This is a genomic window from Nocardia sp. NPDC051756 (assembly GCF_040681495.1).
Taxonomy (GTDB): domain Bacteria; phylum Actinomycetota; class Actinomycetes; order Mycobacteriales; family Mycobacteriaceae; genus Nocardia.
This window is the reverse complement of sequence record NZ_JBFAYV010000003.1, coordinates 505,385-526,316: the sequence shown is the minus strand read 5'-3', so window position 1 is coordinate 526,316 and position 20,932 is coordinate 505,385. Positions and strand designations below refer to the sequence as shown.

General features: G+C 67.9%; 19 protein-coding genes. 7 read left to right on the top strand and 12 right to left on the bottom strand.

What is annotated here, in order from left to right; translation table 11 throughout:
* Nucleotides 1-108 precede the first annotated feature (108 nt).
* Nucleotides 109-1,083, top strand: coding sequence for a nitronate monooxygenase family protein (locus AB0M22_RS14100; protein WP_364725396.1), 975 nt, complete (start codon nt 109-111; stop codon nt 1,081-1,083).
* A 6-nt stretch (nt 1,084-1,089) separates the two neighbouring features.
* Here AB0M22_RS14100 and AB0M22_RS14095 read toward each other — a convergent pair whose 3' ends face one another.
* Entirely contained in the window at nt 1,090-2,514 is a 1,425-nt protein-coding gene (locus AB0M22_RS14095) for a PLP-dependent aminotransferase family protein (RefSeq protein ID WP_364725393.1), read from the bottom strand.
* 64 nt (nt 2,515-2,578) lie between these two features.
* On the opposite strand from AB0M22_RS14095, the gene AB0M22_RS14090 reads away from it, so the two are divergent.
* On the top strand, nt 2,579-2,917 hold the full coding sequence (locus AB0M22_RS14090; protein ID WP_364725390.1) for a cupin domain-containing protein: 339 nt from the start codon (nt 2,579-2,581) through the stop codon (nt 2,915-2,917).
* A gap of 1 nt (nt 2,918) precedes the next feature.
* Here AB0M22_RS14090 and AB0M22_RS14085 read toward each other — a convergent pair whose 3' ends face one another.
* Nucleotides 2,919-3,503, bottom strand: coding sequence for a TetR/AcrR family transcriptional regulator (locus AB0M22_RS14085; RefSeq protein WP_364725388.1), 585 nt, complete (start codon nt 3,501-3,503; stop codon nt 2,919-2,921).
* 111 nt (nt 3,504-3,614) lie between these two features.
* Here AB0M22_RS14085 and AB0M22_RS14080 point away from each other — a divergent pair, with 111 nt between their 5' ends.
* Nucleotides 3,615-4,331, top strand: a complete 717-nt coding sequence (locus AB0M22_RS14080; RefSeq protein ID WP_364725385.1) for a class I SAM-dependent methyltransferase — start codon at nt 3,615-3,617, stop codon at nt 4,329-4,331.
* Here AB0M22_RS14080 and AB0M22_RS14075 read toward each other — a convergent pair.
* On the bottom strand, nt 4,328-6,700 hold the full coding sequence (locus AB0M22_RS14075; RefSeq protein ID WP_364725382.1) for a lysylphosphatidylglycerol synthase transmembrane domain-containing protein: 2,373 nt from the start codon (nt 6,698-6,700) through the stop codon (nt 4,328-4,330). The two genes, AB0M22_RS14080 and AB0M22_RS14075, sit on opposite strands and share 4 nt — an antisense overlap.
* Before the next feature lie 206 nt (nt 6,701-6,906).
* Between AB0M22_RS14075 and AB0M22_RS14070 the strand changes: the two genes are divergently transcribed.
* Together AB0M22_RS14070 and AB0M22_RS14065 are read left to right on the top strand one after the other, a co-directional pair.
* Nucleotides 6,907-7,806, top strand: a complete 900-nt coding sequence (locus AB0M22_RS14070; protein WP_364725379.1) for a polysaccharide deacetylase family protein — start codon at nt 6,907-6,909, stop codon at nt 7,804-7,806.
* Between the two features lie 21 nt (nt 7,807-7,827).
* Nucleotides 7,828-8,664: an SDR family NAD(P)-dependent oxidoreductase gene (locus AB0M22_RS14065; RefSeq protein ID WP_364725376.1), complete on the top strand. Its 837-nt coding sequence runs from the start codon at nt 7,828-7,830 to the stop codon at nt 8,662-8,664.
* Here AB0M22_RS14065 and AB0M22_RS14060 read toward each other — a convergent pair whose 3' ends face one another.
* The 6 genes from AB0M22_RS14060 to AB0M22_RS14035 form a co-directional block, all read right to left on the bottom strand.
* Nucleotides 8,665-9,438 carry an SDR family NAD(P)-dependent oxidoreductase gene (locus AB0M22_RS14060; protein ID WP_364725374.1) on the bottom strand — a complete coding sequence of 258 codons (774 nt, stop codon included), beginning with the start codon at nt 9,436-9,438 and terminating at the stop codon, nt 8,665-8,667.
* A complete protein-coding gene (locus tag AB0M22_RS14055) occupies nt 9,425-10,216 on the bottom strand; it encodes a 2OG-Fe(II) oxygenase family protein (RefSeq protein WP_364725371.1) in 792 nt (263 codons plus the stop codon). Before AB0M22_RS14055 ends, AB0M22_RS14060 begins: the two co-directional genes overlap by 14 nt.
* A 114-nt stretch (nt 10,217-10,330) precedes the next feature.
* Nucleotides 10,331-11,944: an NAD(P)/FAD-dependent oxidoreductase gene (locus tag AB0M22_RS14050; protein ID WP_364725368.1), complete on the bottom strand. Its 1,614-nt coding sequence runs from the start codon at nt 11,942-11,944 to the stop codon at nt 10,331-10,333.
* Nucleotides 11,938-12,327, bottom strand: a complete 390-nt coding sequence (locus AB0M22_RS14045; RefSeq protein ID WP_364725365.1) for a hypothetical protein — start codon at nt 12,325-12,327, stop codon at nt 11,938-11,940. Before AB0M22_RS14045 ends, AB0M22_RS14050 begins: the two co-directional genes overlap by 7 nt.
* A 19-nt stretch (nt 12,328-12,346) precedes the next feature.
* Entirely contained in the window at nt 12,347-13,990 is a 1,644-nt protein-coding gene (locus AB0M22_RS14040) for an NAD(P)/FAD-dependent oxidoreductase (RefSeq protein WP_364726921.1), read from the bottom strand.
* A gap of 132 nt (nt 13,991-14,122) precedes the next feature.
* Nucleotides 14,123-15,613, bottom strand: coding sequence for an AarF/ABC1/UbiB kinase family protein (locus AB0M22_RS14035; protein WP_364725361.1), 1,491 nt, complete (start codon nt 15,611-15,613; stop codon nt 14,123-14,125).
* Nucleotides 15,614-15,719: 106 nt separating this feature from the next.
* Between AB0M22_RS14035 and AB0M22_RS14030 the strand changes: the two genes are divergently transcribed.
* Together AB0M22_RS14030 and AB0M22_RS14025 are read left to right on the top strand one after the other, a co-directional pair.
* Complete coding sequence (locus AB0M22_RS14030; protein ID WP_364725358.1) at nt 15,720-16,496, top strand: winged helix-turn-helix domain-containing protein; 777 nt, start codon at nt 15,720-15,722, stop codon at nt 16,494-16,496.
* Between the two features lie 137 nt (nt 16,497-16,633).
* The gene (locus AB0M22_RS14025) at nt 16,634-17,971 is read left to right on the top strand and encodes an AarF/ABC1/UbiB kinase family protein (RefSeq protein ID WP_364725356.1); all 1,338 of its coding nucleotides are present in this window, start codon (nt 16,634-16,636) and stop codon (nt 17,969-17,971) included.
* Between the two features lie 4 nt (nt 17,972-17,975).
* Here AB0M22_RS14025 and AB0M22_RS14020 read toward each other — a convergent pair whose 3' ends face one another.
* Genes AB0M22_RS14020 through AB0M22_RS14010 form a run of 3 tightly spaced genes read right to left on the bottom strand, consistent with a single transcriptional unit; the run spans nt 17,976 to nt 20,920 of the window.
* On the bottom strand, nt 17,976-18,326 hold the full coding sequence (locus AB0M22_RS14020) for a phage holin family protein (RefSeq protein WP_364725353.1): 351 nt from the start codon (nt 18,324-18,326) through the stop codon (nt 17,976-17,978).
* Nucleotides 18,327-18,731: a hypothetical protein gene (locus AB0M22_RS14015; protein ID WP_364725350.1), complete on the bottom strand. Its 405-nt coding sequence runs from the start codon at nt 18,729-18,731 to the stop codon at nt 18,327-18,329.
* Nucleotides 18,728-20,920, bottom strand: a complete 2,193-nt coding sequence (locus AB0M22_RS14010; protein WP_364725347.1) for an MMPL family transporter — start codon at nt 20,918-20,920, stop codon at nt 18,728-18,730. Before AB0M22_RS14010 ends, AB0M22_RS14015 begins: the two co-directional genes overlap by 4 nt.
* Nucleotides 20,921-20,932 lie beyond the last annotated feature (12 nt).

Genomic DNA, 20,932 nt, shown 5'->3' with positions numbered 1-20,932 from the left:
AGATGCGAATGTCGGCTTACTTATGGGTTGAACCTCGGTGGATCCTCGTGTCACTATTCAGGTTCTTCGGGCGAACTGGCACGCCCGGGCGAGGCAGAGGAGAGCGCAATGCTGCGGACCAGGTTCACCGAGACCTTCGGTGTGCGACACCCGATCGTGCAGGGCGGCATGATGTGGGTCGGCCGGGCCGAGCTCGTCGCGGCCGTCGCCAACGCGGGCGGGCTCGGTTTCATCACCGCGCTCACCCAGCCGACCCCGGACGACCTGCGCCGCGAGATCGAACGCACCAGGGAGCTGACCGATCAGCCGTTCGGCGTGAACGTCACCATCCTGCCGTCGATCAACCCGCCGCCGTACGCGGAGTACGTGCAGGCGATCATCGACAGCGGCGTCAAGATCGTCGAAACGGCCGGCAGCAATCCGGAACCGTTCCTGCCGTACTACAAGGACGCGGGCATCAAGGTGCTGCACAAGTGCACCAGCGTGCGGCACGCGTTGAAGGCGCAGCGGATCGGCGTCGACGGCGTCAGCATCGACGGCTTCGAATGCGCGGGCCACCCCGGCGAGGACGACGTGCCCGGCCTGATCCTGATCCCCGCGGCCGCACGGGTGCTGGACATTCCGATGATCGCGTCCGGCGGATTCGCCGACGCCAGCGGCCTGGTCGCCGCACTCGCCCTGGGCGCGGACGGCGTCAACATGGGCACCCGTTTCCTGTGCACCCAGGAGTCGGCGGTGCACCAGAAGGTCAAGGAACAGATCGTCGCGCACACCGAGCGCGATACCCAGCTGATCTTCCGCACCATGCACAACACCGCCCGCGTCGCGGACAACGAGATCAGCCGCAAGGTCGTCGAAATCGAAAAGGCCGGCGGCACTTTCGAGGACGTGCGCGACCTGGTCGCCGGTGCGCGCGGCCGTCGCGTCTTCGAAGAGGGCGACCTCGACGCGGGCATCTGGAGTGCGGGCCAGGTCCAGGGCCTCATCCACGACATCCCGACCTGCGCGGAGCTGATCACCCGCATGGTCAGCGAGGCCGAAGCGCTCATCACCGCGCGGCTCGCGGAAACGGTTGTGGCCTAACAGTTCCTACATGGCGAGGGCCGGCGGCGACGGAACAACCTGCGCCGGCGGCCGGTAGGTGCGCCATGCCTCGGTCAGGCGGCGGGCCGCCTCGGTGAGCGTCTCGGTCGGATGCAGGAAGTGCAGGCGGACGTGGTCCGCGCTGCCGCCGGTCGAATCCAGCCCGCTGCCAGGCAGAATCGCGACTCCGTGGCGCAGCGCCGCTTGGGCGAACGAGGTGCCGTCGCCGTATGGCAAACGCACCCACAGGGTTTGGCCGCCCGCGACCTCCGGCACGACCCAATCGGGCAGTAGCCGAGCTAGTTCCGCGCGCAGGTGGTCGTGCCTGACCTTCCGTTCCGGCGCGAGCCGCGCGCAGACGGCGGCCAGGCGCGGCACCAGTTCGGCCGCCGCCAACTGCGCGGGCACGTCGCCGCCGAGGTCGTGCACCGCGCGGATCCGGGCGAGCCGGGCGATGGTCGGCGCGGCGGCCCGCACCCAGCCGATGCGCAGTCCGCCCCACACCGTCTTGCTCAGTGAGCCGACGGTGATCACGGCGTCCGAGTGCGCCGCCAGCGGTGGCGGCGTGCGGAAACCGGGGAAGCCGAGTTCGGCGAGTACCTCGTCCTCGATGATCGGAACACCTTGCGTCGCTGCGGTTTCCGCCAATCTGCGCCGGATCGACGGTGGCAGCACCGACCCGGTCGGATTCTGAAAAGTGGGGATCACATAGGCGAGCGCGGGACGATGCTCCCGCGCGGCCGCGGCGAATCCGGCGAGCCCGGGCGAAAGCCCTTCGATCACTGCCGCTTCCGCGCGGAACGCTTCGAGTGCGGGCGGAGAGCTGGGCGATTCCATCAGGACCCGATCGCCGGGCTGGAGAAAGCACCGGGCCAGCAGCGAAAGCGCCTGTTGTCCACCGGTGGTGACCAGTACCTGTTCGAAAGTAGTTGGCACACCACGGGTCCGGTAGTACTCGGCGATCGCGTGCCGCAGCCGCGGATGTCCGGTCGGGTAGTACCCGATATCGCTGGTCGTCGCCGCCAGCTCGGGCAGGATCCTGGCGTAGCACTCGGTCAGTTCCACCGGCGGGGTGTCCGGCGCGGCGCAGGCCAGCGGAATCACGTCGGGCCGCGGCTCGAGCAGATCGAGAAAGACCGGCGCGCTGGTGGTGTCGGTGGGGCGGGCGAGCGGATTCCCGGCCACCCGGGTTCCGCTGCCCTGGCGTCGGACGATCCTGCCCTCCGACTGCAACAGATCGTAGGCGGCGACCACGGTGCTGCGTCCCACCGCCAGCGTGCTCGCCAGCACCCGATCCGGCGGCAGCGGTGTGCCCGCGGGCAATTCGCCGTCATCGATCAGGCGGCGCAGTCGCGCGGCCAGCAACGCGTACAGCGCGCCCCGCCCCGCGGACCAGCGCCCGAGGCGTTCGGCGACATTGATTGGCTCCATAGCCAAACCAATTCTGCCCGATTGGCCATGGCGTGACGACCCCGGCCGTTCGACGATTACTGCCATGACAGCAGCAAGAATCACCGCTCCGGTATCGATCCAGGACGTGGTCGCCGGGCTGCCCGGTCCCTTTCAGCAGCGCGAACTGGCCGTCGTCAACGACACCGTCGTGCGCGTCGCCCAGCTGGCCGGCGCATTCCCGTGGCACCACCACGACGAAGACGAACTGTTCCTGTGCTGGGACGGCGAGTTCCGGATCGAGCTGGACGGGCAGGACCCGGTTACCCTGCACCCGGGCGAACTCTTCGTGGTGCCCAAGGGGGTTCGACACCGTCCGGTCGCCGACCGGCCCGCGCACACCCTGTTGATCGAGCGTCCGGAGACCGCGCAATACGGAAACTGACTCAGCTCGCGCGGACCCGGCCGGACAGGCCGGGTCCGATCAGCTGTTCCAGTCGCCGATACGCCTCGGTGGGCGGCAGCGGCGGGTCCGCGTCGGCGATCGCGCCGAGCACGCCGACCACACCCCAGGACAGGAACGTCACGGTCGAGTCGAATTCGGCCTCGTCCATGTCGAGCAACTCGGTCAGCCGCTCGGCGAGGATCTCGGCGACCATTTCCCGCGTGGTCCGTAGCAGCAGCGCACCGCTCTTGCGGCCGAGCAACGCCTGATACACCTCGGGATTCGCGGCGGCCAGCTGGAACAGCGTGTGCACCGGGGCGAGCGGCGTCGCGGCGTCGGCCCCGGTTTCGCTGCTCGGCGCGGTCACGGCGGCCCGCAGATAATCGGTGCTACTCACCAGCAGCAGGTCGTCCTTGTCGCGGAAATGCGCATAGAACGTGGACCGTCCGACATCGGCCCGGTGCAGTATGTCCCGCACCGAGATTCGGTCGTAGCCGCGCTCCAGCATGAGTTCGATCAACGCCCGATGCAGCAGGCTTTTCGTCCGCCGTACCCGGCGATCTGTGCTGCCCGTCAGTCTTTTCACTTCCGACGACAATGTGCCTCCCGTACAAATGTCGCGAATCCGTCCCGAATGGAACGGTTTCCGTGGTTTTGCCTCTGGTCGAAGTGGCGGCCCCCTCCCGACCATGAACACATGACCAAAAACGCACCCCAGTCTTCCATTCGACAGGGCCACCATGACACCGAAACCGGTGTTCTGCTTACCAAGCCGCGGAGTTACCTCGCTTTCAAGGCCATATTCCTGCTCGGCCGCGGCACCGAACTCAACGCCCGCCTGGTCGCGCTCAGCGGCGCCGCCCCCGGCCGTCAAGTCGTCGACATCGGTTGTGGCCCAGGCGATCTCGCTCGAAAACTAGCCGTCCGAGTAGGTCCTGGAGGCAGCGTCGTCGGCATCGATCCCGCCGTGGAAATGATCGACTACGCGACCGAACATTCCAATGCTGTGACGAATTGCCGATTCGAACTAGCGGCCGCCCAGACGCTGCCGCTACCCGATGCAACCTTCGATGTGGTGACTTCCACCTTTGCCATGCACCATATCCCGGAGGCACAACGTCGCGCGGCCATCGCGCAGATGTTCCGGATACTGCGTCCCGGTGGCACGTTGCTGCTGGCCGATACCCATCCGACGGGTCGAATAGCGGCCGCCGTGGTTCGGATCATGGCTCGAATCGCCGCGCGCCGGACACTCGAGGAGAGGGGGCCGGGCCATGCCGCGGACCCGTTGGCGGCGGTCGACATTCGCCGTTATCGGGACATGTTGCAGGAGGCCGGATTCGGCAACGTGACCTTCCGCGCTGTGCGTCCCTCGACCGGAGTTCTGCTCGCCACCAAGGAAATCCGCGGCTAGATCATGTCCTTCGCGGCCATCCAGCGCATGGTGAACCAGCCGCACAGCACCGGCAGCCAGCAGGTGAGCACGCGGTAGAGCAGCACCGACGGGACCGCGATATCCAGCGGCACGTTGAACGCGCCGAGGCCACCGATCAGCGCGGCCTCGACGGCGCCGACGCCGCCGGGGGTGGGCGCCGCCGAGGCCAGCGTGCCGCCGATCATGGTGACGATGGTGACGGTGATGAACGTGGTGCCGCCGCCGAAGGCTTCTACGCTGGCCCACAGCGCCCCGGCCATGCCGAGGGTGATGGCGGCGCAGCCGAGAATGATCACCGAGAAACGCTTCGGATCGCGGGCCAGATCGGCCAGCTCGCCGAGCACCTCCTGCAATTGCGGGCGCACCGAATTGTTCAGCCAGTGCCGCAATTTCGGCACGAACATGAAGGTGCCGATGATGCCGACGCCGACCCCGGCGATCAGATACAACACCGTGGCATCGGGCACGAAGTGCGAAAGGTCCGCGGAGGTGCCGGCCGCGACGCTGAACACGGCGAGCAGGCAGAGGTGGGTGATCACCTGCACCGCCTGTTGCAGCGCCACCGCGGCGGTGGCGCGCACCGTGCCGACGCCGCCCTTCTGCAGGAAGCGCACGCTGAGCGCGAGCCCGCCGACCCTGGCCGGGGTGGTGGTCGCGGCGAAGGTGTTGGCGATCTGCATGATCACCAGGTTCTTGAAACTCACCGCGCCGGACGCGCACGCCCACAGTGCCGCCGCCGCACCGACATAGGTCAGGCAGGAGACCGCGAGCCCGAGCAGCGCCCACCACCAGTTGGCGGTCTTGAGCTGGGTGAAGAAGGTCGGCACCGCGCTGATGAACGGGTACGCGACGTAGACCAGGGCGATCAGCAGCACCAGCTGGATGATCTGGTTGCGGGTGAAGCGGGTGATCTGCTCGGCCTGGATCCGGTCCTGCCCGGTCTGCTTGCGCACCTCCTCGCGCGCGGCGGACATGGCGCCCTTCCAATCCGGCACCGTCTTGCGCAGCCCGGCGGGCAAGGCGGACTTGGTCAACCGGCTCGCGGCGGCGAGCACCGGCTGCTCGCCGAGGGTCTTGATGGCCGCGCTGACCGCGGGCTCCTTGCCGAAGATCGCGGTCGTCGACACCAGCAGCTGCGCGATGTCGGACTGCTGCTGCTTGAGCGAGGCGCCGTACTCGGCGCTGGCGAAGCCGCCGAACCGGGTGGTGCCGTTGTCGATCCGGATCTCGGTCGGGCGCAGGTCGCCGTGCGAGATCTGGCCCTGGTGCAGCTCGTCGAGCGACTTCCACACCCCGGCCAGCTGCTCGACCGGCGCCTCGCTGAGCCGGGTGCCCTTGGGCATGGTGTGCGCGTGCAGCATCCAGCCGCGGTCCAGCGCGGCGACGGCGACCGGCGTGCTGCTGGCCAGGCCGAGGTCGCCGATCGCGAGGGCCATCAGCGCGCGGTGCTCGACCGCGCGATGCATGGATCCGTGGATGGCCGCGGTTTCACTGGCGCGGAAGGTGAGCCAGCGCCACAGCTGGCGCAGCGCGCCGAAGCTGCGCTGGTTCTTGCCGTACATCTCGATGACCAGCCCGCGTTCGGGTCCGTCGATGGCGGCGGCCAGCACCAGCGGCCCGCGCCCGGCCGGATGGACCACGGTGAATCTGGTGACCGTGTGCCCGCGTTTGGCCAGCACCCGCACCGCGGCGTCGAGCGGCACCTCCAGCGCGGGCGTGCCGACCACCAGCACGATGACCGCGCCGACCAGCCAGCCGACGGCCAGCCCGAACATCGCCCGCGCGGGCACCACCGTGCTGACCACCAGGTGGATCGGCGCGAACGCCAGCAGCAGGAACCACAGATACCGCCGCGGGCGGTTGGGCAGCCACGGGCTGGACACCGTCAGCACGGCCGCCAGCATCGCGATCCAGCGCGGGTCGTCGAGGAATTGGGAGAGGAAGGTATCGAGCCGATCCGGGACTTGCAGATGCCATTTCGGGGCCGAGAGGCCGGTGCCGGTGATGGAGAGCAGCAGTCCCGCGGTCAGGCCGGCCGCCGCGTAGCCCGCGAGCAGTTTCCACTGCCTGCCGATGATCAGCTCGAGCAGGATGGCGAACGGCAACGCCAGGATCGCCATGCCGTAGACGAGATATACGAGGTTCGATTGGTCGGGATTGAGGAACCCGACGATGTTGGACACCGAACGTTCCAGCGCAAGCCATTCCGGCCGGGTAATCACCGAGGCCGCGACGACAATCGCCACCCACACCGCCGCCAGCACGACGCGGATGATGTCACTCGTCCGCCGGATCAGCGGCTGTAGCAGGTTCCCCGTTACCGGGATTTCCCGCCCGTCGACTCGCATGTTTCGGCACTTTCGGATCGAGTTGGAGCTGCGTCGGCCACCCTCGCTCACCCTTTCGGTGAGTATGCAGGAGACCGGCGTGGACGATACACACCAACACGCCGCGTCCGCCTCGGCCAAATGTCGGCGGGCCCGCTGCCCTGTGCGCTATCTCACCCGCGCGGAGGTTGAAGCTGACATTGGTGTCAGGTTCGACAATGAACGGCATGGACAACGAGCTCTACGACTACAGCCCGATCACCGAGCGCGCGCCGATTCACTGGCCCGGCGGCGCGCGGGTCGCCTTCTATGTCGGCCTCAACGTCGAGCACTATCAGGTGGATCAGCCGTCGACCAGCATCTTCCCCGGCACCGCCGGCCTCGCGCCGGACCCGCTGAACTACGGCTGGCGCGACTACGGCCCGCGGGTCGGCATCTGGCGGCTGACCGAGATCCTGGACCGGCACGGCATTCGGGCCAGCGCACTGCTCAATTCCGATGTGGTCCAGCATAATCCGCAGATCATCGCGGCGGGACTGGAGCGGGACTGGGCCTGGCTGGCGCACGGCAAGAACAACTCGATCTTCCAGGCCGACATGTCGATCGAGCAGGAGCGCGGGTACCTCACCGAGGTGGTCGAGACCATCGAACGGGCCACCGGTCGCCGCCCGCGCGGCTGGATGGGGCCCGCGCTCACCGAAACCTTCAACACCCCGGCGCTGTTGGCCGAACTCGGCCTGCACTATGTGCTCGACTGGACCAACGACGACCAGCCGTATCCGCTGAATGTGCCCGGGATGCTGAGCGTTCCGTACACGGTCGAGTTGAACGACAACACCCTGTTCCTCGGCAAGGGCACCAGCGGCCCCGACTTCGTGCAGATCGTCAAGGATCAGCTCGATCAGCTGTATGCGGAGTCGGCCGACAGCGGCCGGGTGCTGGCGCTCGCGCTGCACCCGTTCGTCATCGGGCAGGCGTTCCGGGCCAAGTATTTGGACCAGGCGCTGGAGTACGTGGTGAACCATCCCGGCGTGTGGCTGACCACGACCGACGAGATCGCCGCGCATTTCCACGGCGAGTCAGCAGTTGCCGAATCCGCCCGCGCCGAAGACGATCAGGTCAGCTAGACCGACGTTGAGGAGGCAGGAATGGCTGTGCAGGACCAGGATCTGATCGGAAAGACCGTGGTGGTGACGGGCGCGAGCTCCGGCGTCGGCGCCGAGGCGGCCGCGCGGTTGGCCGCGCGCGGCGCCACCGTCGCGGTGGTCGGCCGATCGCCGGAACGGACGGCGGAGGTCGCGGCCAAGGCGGGCGCCGAGCCGTTCATCGCCGACTTCGCCCGCTTCGACGAGGTGCGCAAGCTGGCCGGCCAGCTGCTCGACCGCTATCCGCGCATCGACGTGCTCGCCAACAACGCGGGCGGCTCCTGGCCCAAGCGCACCGCCACCGACGACGGCAACGAGCTGACCTTCCAGGTCAACCACCTGTCCCCGTTCCTGCTGACCACCCTGCTGCTCGACCGGCTCGTGCAGTCACAGGCCAGGGTGATCAACACGGCGAGCACCACCTACCGGATGGCCAGGCTGAACCTGGACACCGCCAACGCGACCACGGGTTCGTTCAACCAGATGGGCGCCTACGCCGCGTCGAAGCTGGCGAACATCGTGTTCACCAGGGAGCTCGCGCGCCGCACCGCGGGCACCGGGTTGGTCACCGCCGCCTTCCATCCGGGTGCGGTCGCCACCCACGTGTACGACCACGCGCCGCTCGGACTGGGCCGGCTCATCCGGTCGCCACTGGGCAAGCCGTTCTTCCTCCGGCCGGAGCAGGGCTCGGAACCGTTGGTGCACTTGGCGACCACGCCGGAGGAGATCAACGGACAGTACTTCCACCGGTTCAAGCTGGAGCCGCCGAGTAACAAGCAGGCGGTGGATCCCGCTCTCGCGCAACAGCTGTGGGAGTTGTCCGAGCGGGTCACCGGGTAGCTACCGGTCGGCCTCGGCCAGCCGATCGGGGTGGGCGTTGTCCGCCGCGCTCGGCTCCTGCCCGACGCCGAACACGCCGCCGGTGAAGTCGTTGCCGTCGAGTTCGACGATCGCCTGCGCCACCTGTTCGGTGGATACCAGCGCCGGAAAGCTGGTCGGCGCAATGGCATTCGCGCGCACCCCGAACTCGGCGAACTCGTCGGCGGTATTGCGGGTCAGCTGGTTGAGCGCGGCCTTCGACGCGGAGTACAGCGTCTGTCCCGGGTACACCTCCGAGCCGGAGATGCTGGAGACATTGACGATGTTGCGGTTCGCCGCGCGATTCTGCACGCCGTTGTGCAGCCAGAACCGCTGCGCCAACCGCGCCGAAAGCCGTAGCGGCACGCTGACATTCAGGGTGAAATGCGGATCGAACTGCTCCAGCGCGGCGTCGCCGTCGACGATGCCGCGCGGTTGCAACTGCACGTGCGCGGCATTGTTGACCAGCAGATCGACCTTCCCGAACCGGGCCAGCGCGAGGTCGACCACCCGCTCCACCTCGCCCGGCGCGGTGAGATCGGCGCGGATCACGAAGACCCGCGAATTGTTCTCCGGCACCGGCTTTTCCGGATCGAGCGGATCGACGAACCACTCCAGCTGCGACGGCACCGCGGGCGTGCGGGTGCGGCAGACCGCGACGATGTCGTAGTCGGTGTAATAGGAGCGGCAGAACACGTTGCCGAGCGTCCCGCCCGCGCCCGTGATCAGGCAGACCCGGCGTTCACCAGTAGACAATGCGGTCCCCTCCCCAACGCTCGATCGCTTCGTCCTTGGTCCGGTGCGCCCACATGACCACGCTGTTGCGGTCCTTGACGTTGCCGCCGGCGAAGGTGTGCCAGGTGCGCGGCGTCACCTCGAACATGATCAGCGAATTGTCCAGCGGCGGAACCAGAGTGAGTTCCGGCAGCTTGTCGCCGTCGGCGATGTTGTCGTAGAGCGCGGTCTCGCCGCCGTCGCCCGGCTGCCAGCCGGGGTTGCCGAAATAGAACAGCACCGCCACCGCGCGGACCGACTCGCGGGCTACCACATCGGCGGCGCGCGCGCCGGACTTGGTATCCACCGAGCCGTCCGGCAGCCGGACCTCGCCGGGTCCGGGTGGCTCGCCGGGGAACCAGGCCGGGTTGAGATCGTTGTGCGGCCAGCCGTACGGGGCGCCCGGCGCGTGATGATGCACCGAGCCCTCGAGGTCACCGGTCCCGGTGACGCCCGCGACCCCGGTGATCAGGTCGTGCCACTCGCGTGAGGTGAACACCGAGAGCGCGGTGTCCGCCAGATCGGCGAGGCGCACGCCCACGGCGCTGTAGTTCGTCGCCACCTGCCCGAACAATTCCGCGCGATCGCGCTGCACCCGCGCCAGGTCGTCGGTCATCCGCTGGTAGTACTCGGGCACGAACACATCCCGGGCATACACGTGCGGGAACGGCTGACTGCGGCGGATCCACCGCCGATGGGCGAACAGATCCGCGAACCGCTCCGGTCGTGCCTGCGCCTCCAGTACCGACTCGGTTGTCACACCACTCACTCCCTCCCGGTCGCACCTCTGGCGATCATATTGCCCGGTGGGTACCCCGCACAGGTGGTGTTCGTTTTGTGCGCGGAGTGCTGGGCAGAGGTGCGAGCGGGCGCCTCAGGCTGGGCTGATGGCGGTCAGGGGTGCCTTTCCGTTGGACGTGGCCGGGTCGGCGGTGGCGCGCAGCGTGCCGTATTCGTAGTCGCCGAGCGGGAATTTGCGGTTGCCGCGGCGGGCCGCGAAGAACCCCGATGGCCGCACATAGGTGGTGTCACCCTGGGAGTTCCGGTAGTAGGTGGGCACGTGACCGTTGAGCTCGGTCAGATAGAACCGCAGCGCCTCGGCTCTGCGATGGATCCGCCGGTGATAGGCGTCGTGCACCGACTGGCGGACCTCCATGACCGACGCCTTGCGCCGCCGCGCCTCGGTGATCGCGCGCACCGCGTGGTCGGCGGTCATCTCGACGAAGGCGTGCCAGCCGCTCCCGGTCCACGAGTACGGGCCGACCAGCATCCACCAGTTGGGCAGCCTGGGCAGCGCCACGCTCTGATACGCCTGCAAACCCTGCTCGGTGAAGAACGTGCTCAGATCGAACCCGTCCCGGCCGACGATGGCGCCCGGCTTGTAGGTCTCCGGATCGGAGAACACCTCGTAGCCGGTGGCGAGCACGATCATGTCGAACCGGTGCTCGATGCCGTCCGCGGTCTCGATGCCGTCCGGCGTTATCCGGGCGATGGGCTCGGTGACCAGGCGGACGTTGTCCCGGTTGAAGGTGAAGGTGTAGTTGGACATGGTGGGCCGCTTGGCAATCGGGCCGTAGTCCGGCGCGAGCGCCGCCGCGGTCGCCGGATCCTTCACCACCCAGCGCAGATAGCGCCGGTAGGCCGCGATGGCGACCGCGTCCACCGTGCGCAGCGTGGGGCGCACCAGCCACATCGGCGCGGAGACCCCGGCGCGCAGGCCGAGATCGACGACGATGAGCACCGCGTTGTTGATGCCCGCCTGCACGCCGGGCACCCGCAGGATCGCTTGCACCGGGGCAGGCACGGCCACATCGGGTTTGGGCACCGACCAGACCGGAGTCCGCTGGAACACCGCCAGTTCGGCGACGTGCGGCGCGAGCGACGGCACGATCTGCACCGAGCTGGCCCCGGTGCCGATCACCGCGACCCGCTTACCCGCGTAGTCGTGGTCAGCGTCCCAATCGCTGGGCCGCTGCAACTTTCCGGTGTAGGACGCCAGGCCGGGGATGCCCGGATCGTCCTTCGGATTGACGAACGCACCGACCGCGCTGATCACGAAACGCGCGGTGATCTCGGTCCCGTCGGCCGCGTGCAACCGCCAGATGTGCCGTTGCTCATCCCATTCCTGGCGCACGATATCGATGCCGAACCGCAGATGCGGGTAGAGCCCGAACCGTTTCGCCACGTCGACGTGATATGCCTTCACCTCGGGCCCGCGCGGAAAGAACCTGGTCCAGTTGGGGTTTCGGGCGAACGAGTACTGATAGGTGAGCGCGGGCACGTCCACACTCAAACCGGGATACCGGTTTTCGTGCCAGCTGCCGCCGACCTTGTCGGCGCGCTCGAGGATGGCGAAGTCCTCGACGCCGGCCTTGCGCAACTTCACGCCCGCCGCGATTCCGCCGGGACCGGCGCCGATGACCACTACCTCATGGTCGTACGGCAGCGAACCAGGCTCGACCGCAACAGGTTTCGGCTCATCTACCATCTGCCTGCTCCAGCTTCTTCGGCCGGCTGCGCACCGGAGAAGCGCGCGGCGAGGAACGCGAGGTAGGCGATGAACCCGACCGACCCGATCGGGCGGCTGCGCCGGAAGGTGATCGCCAGTCCCAGCACCATTTCGGTGAATCCGTTGCGATAGGTCCAGCGCCGGGTCGCGCGTGGAAAGGCCCGCGCGGTCAACGGATCGAAGGCCCGCGGGGCGGTGAAATGGGCCGCCCCGGTCCCGGCCAGCCCGAGCCCGAATGCCCGCGCGCGCAGGCTGTCCGGGGTCCGCGCGGTGATCACGACGGGATGCTGCGGCGGCTTACCCGCCGCGAGCGCCCGAGTTGCCTTGCGCCGGTGGCGACGGCCGATGATTCTGCTGCGCATGTTGTCTCCTCGGTAGGCGCTAGGTGCGGACGCTCAGCCTGCGGCTGCGGAAGAACTCGGCCAGGTCCTCGTTGCTGAACGAGTCCGGCCGGACGTCCTCGATATCGCCGGTGTAGGTGCCCGACGGGTCGCCGGCGACCTTGGTGAACGCGTAGTGATCGAACGGGAAGTGCTTGTTCCCCCACCACATTTCGAGGTGCGTGCTCGGCCGGATGGCCGCCGGATCGCCCTGATAATTGACGTAGTAGGTGTTGGAGTCGGCGCACGCGTCGGACAGCCACATCGTCTGCGACCCGCGCCGCACGCACTGCCGGTAGTAGGCCTCGTGCGGCTCCTGCTTGATCTCCACCGCGGTGGCGCCGCGCTTGCGCGCCTCCTTGATCGCCCGGGCCGCGTGCCGGGTGGTGCACTCGATCATCGCGAGATAGGAGCCTGCCGCGAACCCGTACGGGCCGGTGATCAAGAACAGATTCGGGAATTTCGGCACCGTTACGCCCTGATACGCCTGGTAGCGGTTGCGATCCCAGAACTCGCCGAGCTCGAGACCGTCCCGGCCGAGCAGCGGATACGGCGGCGTGTAGCCCTTGTCCATCACCCGGAATCCGGTGGCGCACACCAGCACATCGGCCTTGCGCAGCACGCCGTCCGCGGTGACCACGCCGGTCTTGGTGACCTTCTTGATCGCGTCGGTGACCAGTTCGACGTGCTCCCTGGTGAAGGTGCGCAGGTATCGATTCGACACCGAAGGCCGCTTGCAACCCGGCGCGTAGTCCGGCGTCAACCGTTGGGCCAGTTCGGCATTGCCCGGCAGCTGGGCTCGATACAGCGCCCCGCCGCCGCGCTGGGCGAGCCTCACCGCACCCGGTATCCGGCTGTGGAACACCCCGACGCCGGAGATGCCGAAGTCGATGCCGAGCGTCACCGCGGCGCGCAATACCCGGCGCAGTGGACCCACATTGACCATGATGTTCTTCGCGAAAGCCGGAATCGGGAAGTCCGGTTTCGGCGCCACCCAGATCGGCCGCCGCTGGAACACCGTGAGGTTCGACGCGATGTCCGCCATCTCCGGAATCAGTTGCAGTGCAGTCGCACCCGTGCCGATGACCGCGATCCGCTTGCCCGCGTAGTCGAAGTCGTGATCCCACTTGGCGGTGTGCACGATCTTGCCGCCGAACTTCTCGATGCCCTCGATATCGGGCATCTTCGGCACCTCCAGGCCGCCGACCGCGCCGACGACGAACCGCGACGTGACCTCCTGGCCGGTGTCGAGCTTGCCGCGCCAGAGATGGTTCCGCTCGTCCCACTCGCCGCCGACCACCTTGGTGTTCAGCAGGATTCGCGGTCGCAGCCCGTACTTGTCCACCACCTGATCGGCGTAGGCCTTCACCTCGGCGCCCGGCGCGAACATCCGCGACCACACCTTCGGCGGCTCATAGGAGAAGCTGTAGTAGACCGACGGAATGTCCACCGCCACACCGGGATAGGTATTCGCCTGCCAGGTGCCGCCGATGTCGCTGTTCTTGTCGACGATCAGAAAGTTGTGAATTCCGGCCTTGCGGAGTTCGACTCCCATCCCGATGCCGCCGAAGCCGGCGCCGATGACGACGACTTCGAAATCGGGCTGCTCGACCGAACGCGAGTGCGCCGCCTGCGCAGGTGCTATCGACACGGTTTGCCTCCGTTGGTAGTGCTACAAGCGACGATAGCACTGTCTGGGACAGCTTGACCAGGGCTGCCGCGCGTCGAGAAACCCGCAGGTGCGGGTGCGGGTTCGTCGAATTCGGGAGCCGGCGGGTCAGCCGACCGACATCTGGCGGTCCTGCTCGTCGGCCCGCCGCTTGCGCACCGCGGCCAGGTCGACCGGGCGGTCCGGGTCCGGATCCTCGATGGCGCCGAGGGCCTCGGCGAGCATCGGCAGCCAGCGCAGGATCTCGTCCCGGTAGGACCCCTCGGTCTCCAGCTGGCTCAGCACGCCGACCAGCGTGAGCACGGCCCGGGCGAACGGGGTGAAGTAGGCGGGCATGGTCAACTCGCGGATCACGTTCGACAGCCGCGGATTCGTGGTGCGCAGCACCTGCCTGCGCAGCCACGGCGTGGTCATCCGGTAGGTCGAATGCTTGAACGGCTCGCTGCACGGCTCGACCACCGCGTAGAGCGCCTCCACGTCGAAGGTGCGCCCGGACGCCACGAAGCCGTGCCGCCTGGTCGCCGCGGCCAGGCCCAGCGGCCCACCGGCGTTGAAGAAGACCTTGCAGTAGTCCAGCGCCAACTCCTCGAAGCCCTCCGGCGGCCAGGGGGAGCAGGCGCCGAAGTCGACCACGCCGAGCCGTCCGTCCGGCAGCACGCGGAAGTTGCCGGGATGCGGGTCGGCATAGAGCAGCCCGTGCCTGCCCCAGCCCGAGGTGATGAACCGGAGCATGAGCATGCCCACCCGGTCCCGCTCGGCCTGCGCGCCGGAGGCCACGATGCGGGTCAGCGGGGTGCCCTCGACCCACTCGGTGATCAGCACGTCGCCGCGCTGCGCGATCACCTGGGGAATGTAGAAGTCCGGGTCGTCGGCGTAGGCCGCGGCGAAGGTGCGCTGGTATTCGGCCTCGGCGGCGTAGTCGAGTTCCTCGCGGACACAGTCGCAGATCGCCTCGGTGACCGCTTTGACGTCGGCGCCGGGCAGGAAGACGGTAGCCAGCAGCGAAATCCGGCGCAGTTGCTCCAGGTCTGCCTCGACGGCCTGCCTGCCACCGGGGTACATCACCTTGACCGCGACCTGCCTGCCGTCGTGCCACACCGCGCGGTGCACCTGGCCGAGCGAGGCCGCCGCGGCCCGTCGATCGTCGAATTCCTGGAAATTCTCGCGCCAGTCCTCGCCCATGCTGGCCGCGATCGCCTCGTGCACGGTTTTCGGCAGCATCACCGGCGCCGAATCCTGGAGCTGGCTGAGCGCGATCCGGTAGGGCTCGGCGATCTCCGGCGGCAGCGCCAATTCGTAAATGGCAAGCAGCTGGCCGAGTTTCGCGGCGCAGCCCTTCAGCTCGCCGAGCACCTCGAACATGTGCTGCGCGGTGCGCAACTGGATGTCCCGATTGACTTCTTCGGACGATCTGCCGAGTGCCCGCTTGCCGACGCCCGCCGCTTGCCGTCCGGCGAAGGCCAGCGGCAGCGCGGCCAGCTTGGCATTGCGAACAGAGGCGCGAACTGGGGGTTTGCCGTCGGACCTCGACGCGAACAGGCGAGATCGCCTGCCCGTTGAACCCTCGTCAGAACTGTCGCCGCTGCGCCGGATAGCCATGACTCACCTCACACTGTGCGCGGACCAGTGTTGCACACGTGCAGTCTGGCACAGTAGGGCTTAGACTGTCTGGGACGTAAACTAACGTAGTCGAAAGGTGACTTCGATGGGATCCCAGACGGTAGTCGCCGACGTTGCCGATGAGTTGGCACGCCGGGTTGCCGCGGGGGAGTATCAGCCGGGGGATCTCATGCCGTCCGTGCGCCAGGTAGCCGAAGAGTTCGATATGAACCGGGCGACCGCGCAGCTGACGCTGGGAAGGCTGGAGACGAACGGATTCGTCGAGGCGCGCCGCGGTAAGGGCTTCACCATCCGCGACGTCCGCGAGGCCGGCGGCGTCGACGTGTATCGGCAGCTGTTCCGCTTCTCGATTCCGATGCCCGACATCGCGATCGAGATGTTCCGCGACATCGTCGATGTCGAGCGCGGCATCGTGATGGAGACGCTGCTCGCCTACACGGGCAGCGATCAGGCGATCGATCAGGCGGTGCTCAAGGCCGAGATCGACAAGCTCGAAGCCATTGCCCGCCAAGACGATCCGGACCTGCGCCAAATCCTGGCGATCGAGGTCGGACTGGTGCGCACCCTGCTGACCGCGCTCGGGCTCACCATGCAGCGGGCGATCATGAACTCGGTCGGCGAGATGGTGCTCGAGGTGCCGGAGGCGGTCGAGGCCTTCTTCGCCGGCGCACCGGACCTGCACGTGCTGGTCTGGCGGGCGCTGGCGGCGGTGTGGGACTCCGGTTCCGGCCCGTCCGACGCCCAGGTGGCGCTGTTCGAGGACCTGTTCGGGATGTACCACGAGCGGGTCGTCCTGCGCTTCGACGAGCTGGTCGGCGCGTCCCACGAGCACACCGACGACGAGCACGCCGCCACCGCCTGACGGTGCACTTCGCCCTTCCCGGTTCGACCTTCGGCGCTGTTGTACGCGCTGAATTCGGCTCGGTCTGACGTATCGACCCATTGCCTCGCTGTCTCAGACAGAATAGGGTGGGCGGTACGCAGCGAAGCGAGGTAACCATGGCAGGCAGTAGGCGTAAAGGGTTGGCGCGGTCGGCGAAACTGGCCGGACTGCCGATGGGCATCATGGCCCGCCGGGTCACCGCGACCGGTCGCGCGATCATGACCGGGGCACCGCGCGGCGAACTCGACGACGAGCTGATCGACAAGGCCGCGGACCAGATGTTCGCGGTGCTCGGCGAGCTCAAGGGCGGCGCGATGAAGCTCGGCCAGGCGCTGAGCGTCGCCGAGGCCAGCATCCCGCCGCGTTTCGCGGATCGCTATCGCGACGCGCTCACCCGGTTGCAGTCGCAGGCGCCGCCGATGCCGACGAGTTCGGTGCATCGCATGCTCGCCGAGCAGCTCGGCACCCGGTGGCGCGAGCGTTTCACCGAGTTCGACGACAAGCCGGTGGCCGCCGCCAGCATCGGGCAGGTGCACCGCGCGATGTGGCGGGACGGCCGCACCGTCGCGGTGAAGGTGCAGTATCCCGGCGCCGACACGGCGCTCATGTCGGACCTCAAGATGCTCCAGATGTTCTCCGGCGCTTTCGGTCTCATGCTGCCGGGCGCGGACACCAAGTCGCTGATCGCCGAGTTCATCGACCGCACCGCCGACGAGCTGGACTACCGGATCGAGGCGGACCATCAGCGGCGCTTCGCCAAGGTGTTCGCGGGCGATCCGGCGTTCCACGTGCCCAAGGTGATCGCGAGCGCGCCGAAAGTGCTTGTCTCGGAATGGATGCAGGCCACGCCGCTGGCCAAGATCATTGTCGACGGCAGCAAGGCGCAGCGCGATCGTGCGGGACGGCTGCTGGTCGAATTCTCGTTGTCTTCGCCCGTGCGAGTCGGTTACCTGCACTGCGACCCGCATCCCGGGAACTTCCAGCTGCTCGACGACGGGCGGCTCGGCGTCATCGACTTCGGCGCGTCGATCGCGCTGCCGGGCGGGATCCCGGCGGTGATCGGTGAACTGGCCCACTGCGCGGTGCAGGAGGATTACGAGCAGCTGGCAATCGTGCTGCAGGACAACGGTTTCGTCCGCCCCGGCCACGCGCTGGAACTCGCCCCCATCGAACGACTGGTCGCGCCGATCGTGGCGCAGATCAATGGCGACAGCGTGCACATCAGCCGAGAACTGTTGCAGGGACACACCGCTCGCGCGCTCGATATGAAGAACGTGTCGCTGACCAACACCAGGGCGGTCAAGGCGCCGACCGAGATTCCGGAGCTGGCCATGCTCGGCCGGGTGTTCGCCGGCGTCGTCGGGGTGTGCGCCCAGCTCGACGCCGAGGGGCCGTTCGTCGAGCTGGTCTCCCGCTGGCTGCCGGGTTTCGGCGAAGACGGCGCGGCTGCTTGACCGATCACCAGGACGGCGAAAACGCCTGCCGCGCTTTGCGGTAGGCGTTGGCCGCCGCGCCGGCCAGCCGCATGCGCAGCACCCGGTGCAGTCCGAGCCCGGCGGCGGCCAGTGACAAGAGCAGCATCACCAGGGCGGCCAGGAAATACGCGGCCCAGCGCGGAAGCAGCGCCTCGGCCGCCTCGGTGACCAGCAGGAATACGAAGAAGGTCGTGTACAGCAGCGCGATCGCGGCCGCACCGATCAGGAACGCGCCGAGTACCGCCTTCTTCAGCTCGCTGAACAGCAGCGCCTTCGTCGCCGTCGTCCGCTCCTGCACGCGTTGCAGCAGCAGCCCGGTGCGATATCTGTACATTCAGTTCCTGCCCATCTCGCGGTCGCGCTTGTCGCGAATGCGGTCCAATCGGGTGTTCTGGTCCTGCTGCTGGGCGACCGTCACCGGCCACGCCTGATAGGTGAGAACCACCTGGTCCGGGCCGCAGTCCCGGGTGAATCGCAGGGCCGATCCGGCCGCGATGGTGTGGTCCGGTTCGGTGAAGACGATGCGCCGGGTGAAGTCGAGCGGCGTGCTGCACACCCAGGTCACCGACACCGTTCCGGCCTCGGCGGTCGGGTTGTGACAGGTGATGTCCAGTCGCGCACCGGCCTTGGCCGAGTCGCCGCAGTCGATCATGGCGGCATCCGCCTGCGCGGCGGCTACCGGCACCGACCCGGTGGCGCACGCGGCCAGACAGATCAGCGTTCGGGCAATCCATCTCATACCGAAACCTTCTCTACGACAGGATCATTCGGAGCGTCGGGTGAATAGGCTTCAGCCAGCCCGATCCGGCGGTGCAACCGCTTGGCCCAGCCGGGCGCCCACCAGCAGCGATCGCCGAGCAGCCGCATGATCGCGGGCACCAGCAACAGGCGAATCACGGTGGCGTCCAGGACAAGTGCGACGATCATGCCGTAGGCGATGTAGTTCATCAGCACCAGATCGGAGAATCCGAACGCGCCGGTCACCATGATCAGCACCAGCGCGGCCGCGGTGATGATGCCGCCGGTGTGCGCGATCCCGTACCGGATGCACTCCGGGGTCGGCGCGCCGCGCTCGCGCGCCTCGGTCATCCGCGACATCAGGAAGATCTCGTAGTCGGTGGACAGCCCGAAGATGATCGCGATGATGATCACCAGCACCGGGAAACTGAGCGGTTGCGGGGTGAAGTTCAGCAGGTCGGCGCCGTGCCCGTCGTAGAAGACGAAGGCGAGGAAGCCGAGCGTCGCGGTCAGGCTCAGCGCGCTGACCAGCACGGCTTTGACGGGCAGCACGAAGGAGCCGAACGCGAGGAACATCATCACGAAGGACGCGAGCACCAGAATCATCAGCAGGATCGGCAGCCGCTCGATGATCCCGTGGATGCTGTCGCGTTCCAGCGCGGGCATGCCGGTGACATACATCCGCACGCCGTCGGGCGGGGTGATGCCGCGCAGCCGGGCGATCGCCGCGTCCGCGTCGCGCGAATCCCGCAGTCCCGCTTGGAACACCTTCACGTTCGCGCCGTCCTTGGCCATCCCCGCGGCCACCGGCTTCTGGAATTCGCCGGTGAGGCCGGGAGTTTCGCCGGCGACCGCCGCGATCCGCGCGGCGACCTGCCGATCGGCGCCGGTGATCACCAGCTTGAGCGGGTTGGTGCGTTCCGCGGGGAACAGCGCGTCGAATTCCTGCTGAGCGACCCGGGTCCCGTTGTCCGGCGGCAGATACTTCTCGGTGATCCCGGTGTACTCCACGTGCAAGAACGGCAGCATCAGCGCGACGAGCACCAGCATGATCGGATAGGCCAGCAGCGCGGGCCGTTTCATCGCCCAGGTCGCGAGCCGCGACCAGAACGACGCGTCGATCTGCGCGGTGGTCCTGGTCCGCGCGAAGCGCCGCAGCCCGAACGCGTCCACCCGCTTGCCGAGCACGCCGAGCAACGCGGGCAGCACGGTGATCGAGAGCAGCGCGGCCAGCGACACCGCGAGCAGTGCGCCGAGCGCGACGGACCGCAGGAACCCCATCGGGAAGATCAACACGCCCGCGACACAGACGACGATGATGGTCGCCGAGAACACGACGGTTCGTCCCGCGGTCATGACCGCGGTGCGCACGGCCTGTTCGGTGTCGCGGCCCTCGGCGATCTCCTCCCGGAACCGGCTCACCATGAACAGCCCGTAGTCGATGGCCAGACCGAGCCCGATCAGCGTGATCACCGCGTCCGCGAACTGATTCACCGCCATCACCTGGGTGAGCAGCTTCATCAGACCCCAGGCGCCGGCAATGGTCAGCCCGCCGACGATCAACGGCAGCGCGGCCGCGATCACCCCGCCGAAGACGAAGAACAGCACGACCGCCACCAGCGGCAGCGCGATCAGCTCCATCCGCCGGATGTCGTGCTTCATGGTGAGCCCGACCGCGTCGGCGACCGGAACCCGCCCGGCCACCCGAAGTTCCAGCCCGGGAATGGCGAGCTCGTCGCGGATCTGCTTGTAGTACTCGACGCTGTCGGTGTCGCCGGTCCCTTGCAGGCCGATGCTCATGAACGCGTGCGTGCGCGTCGGGTCGAGGAAACGGTTCTTCACCAGGCTGCCGTTCCAGTAGCCGGTGACATCCTTGACCTGCGGACGGAATTCGGTGAGCAGCCGCTGGGTGAGCGCCTTGCCCGCCGCGTCGAGCTCGGGATCGGTGATCAGGGTGCCGGGCGGCGCGGTGTACAGCGCGACCACGTCACCGTCGAAGTCGCGGCCGAAGGTGTCGTCGGCCAGCACGGTACCCGCGACCGACTCGCTGGTGTCGTCGAAGTAGCCCTGTGCGGTGAGCCGGTCCTGATAGCCGAGCCCGTATCCTCCCGAAAAACCCAGCACGACAACGAATCCGGCGATGACGAGATAGCGGGCGCGATAGACCCCGCGGCCGAGCCAGGCGAACACGGTCGGTTCCCG

Bases quoted from the DNA above. Each gene is read 5' to 3' on its own strand.
- AB0M22_RS14070 (WP_364725379.1), top strand. From the start codon at position 6,907: ATGGACAACGAGCTCTACGACTACAGCCCGATCACCGAGCGCGCGCCG.
- AB0M22_RS14095 (WP_364725393.1), bottom strand. From the start codon at position 2,514: ATGGAGCCAATCAATGTCGCCGAACGCCTCGGGCGCTGGTCCGCGGGG.
- AB0M22_RS14025 (WP_364725356.1), top strand. From the start codon at position 16,634: ATGGCAGGCAGTAGGCGTAAAGGGTTGGCGCGGTCGGCGAAACTGGCC.
- AB0M22_RS14020 (WP_364725353.1), bottom strand. From the start codon at position 18,326: ATGTACAGATATCGCACCGGGCTGCTGCTGCAACGCGTGCAGGAGCGG.
- AB0M22_RS14080 (WP_364725385.1), top strand. From the start codon at position 3,615: ATGACCAAAAACGCACCCCAGTCTTCCATTCGACAGGGCCACCATGAC.
- AB0M22_RS14015 (WP_364725350.1), bottom strand. From the start codon at position 18,731: ATGAGATGGATTGCCCGAACGCTGATCTGTCTGGCCGCGTGCGCCACC.
- AB0M22_RS14050 (WP_364725368.1), bottom strand. From the start codon at position 11,944: ATGGTAGATGAGCCGAAACCTGTTGCGGTCGAGCCTGGTTCGCTGCCG.
- AB0M22_RS14045 (WP_364725365.1), bottom strand. From the start codon at position 12,327: ATGCGCAGCAGAATCATCGGCCGTCGCCACCGGCGCAAGGCAACTCGG.
- AB0M22_RS14065 (WP_364725376.1), top strand. From the start codon at position 7,828: ATGGCTGTGCAGGACCAGGATCTGATCGGAAAGACCGTGGTGGTGACG.
- AB0M22_RS14035 (WP_364725361.1), bottom strand. From the start codon at position 15,613: ATGGCTATCCGGCGCAGCGGCGACAGTTCTGACGAGGGTTCAACGGGC.
- AB0M22_RS14075 (WP_364725382.1), bottom strand. From the start codon at position 6,700: ATGCGAGTCGACGGGCGGGAAATCCCGGTAACGGGGAACCTGCTACAG.
- AB0M22_RS14090 (WP_364725390.1), top strand. From the start codon at position 2,579: ATGACAGCAGCAAGAATCACCGCTCCGGTATCGATCCAGGACGTGGTC.
- AB0M22_RS14030 (WP_364725358.1), top strand. From the start codon at position 15,720: ATGGGATCCCAGACGGTAGTCGCCGACGTTGCCGATGAGTTGGCACGC.
- AB0M22_RS14100 (WP_364725396.1), top strand. From the start codon at position 109: ATGCTGCGGACCAGGTTCACCGAGACCTTCGGTGTGCGACACCCGATC.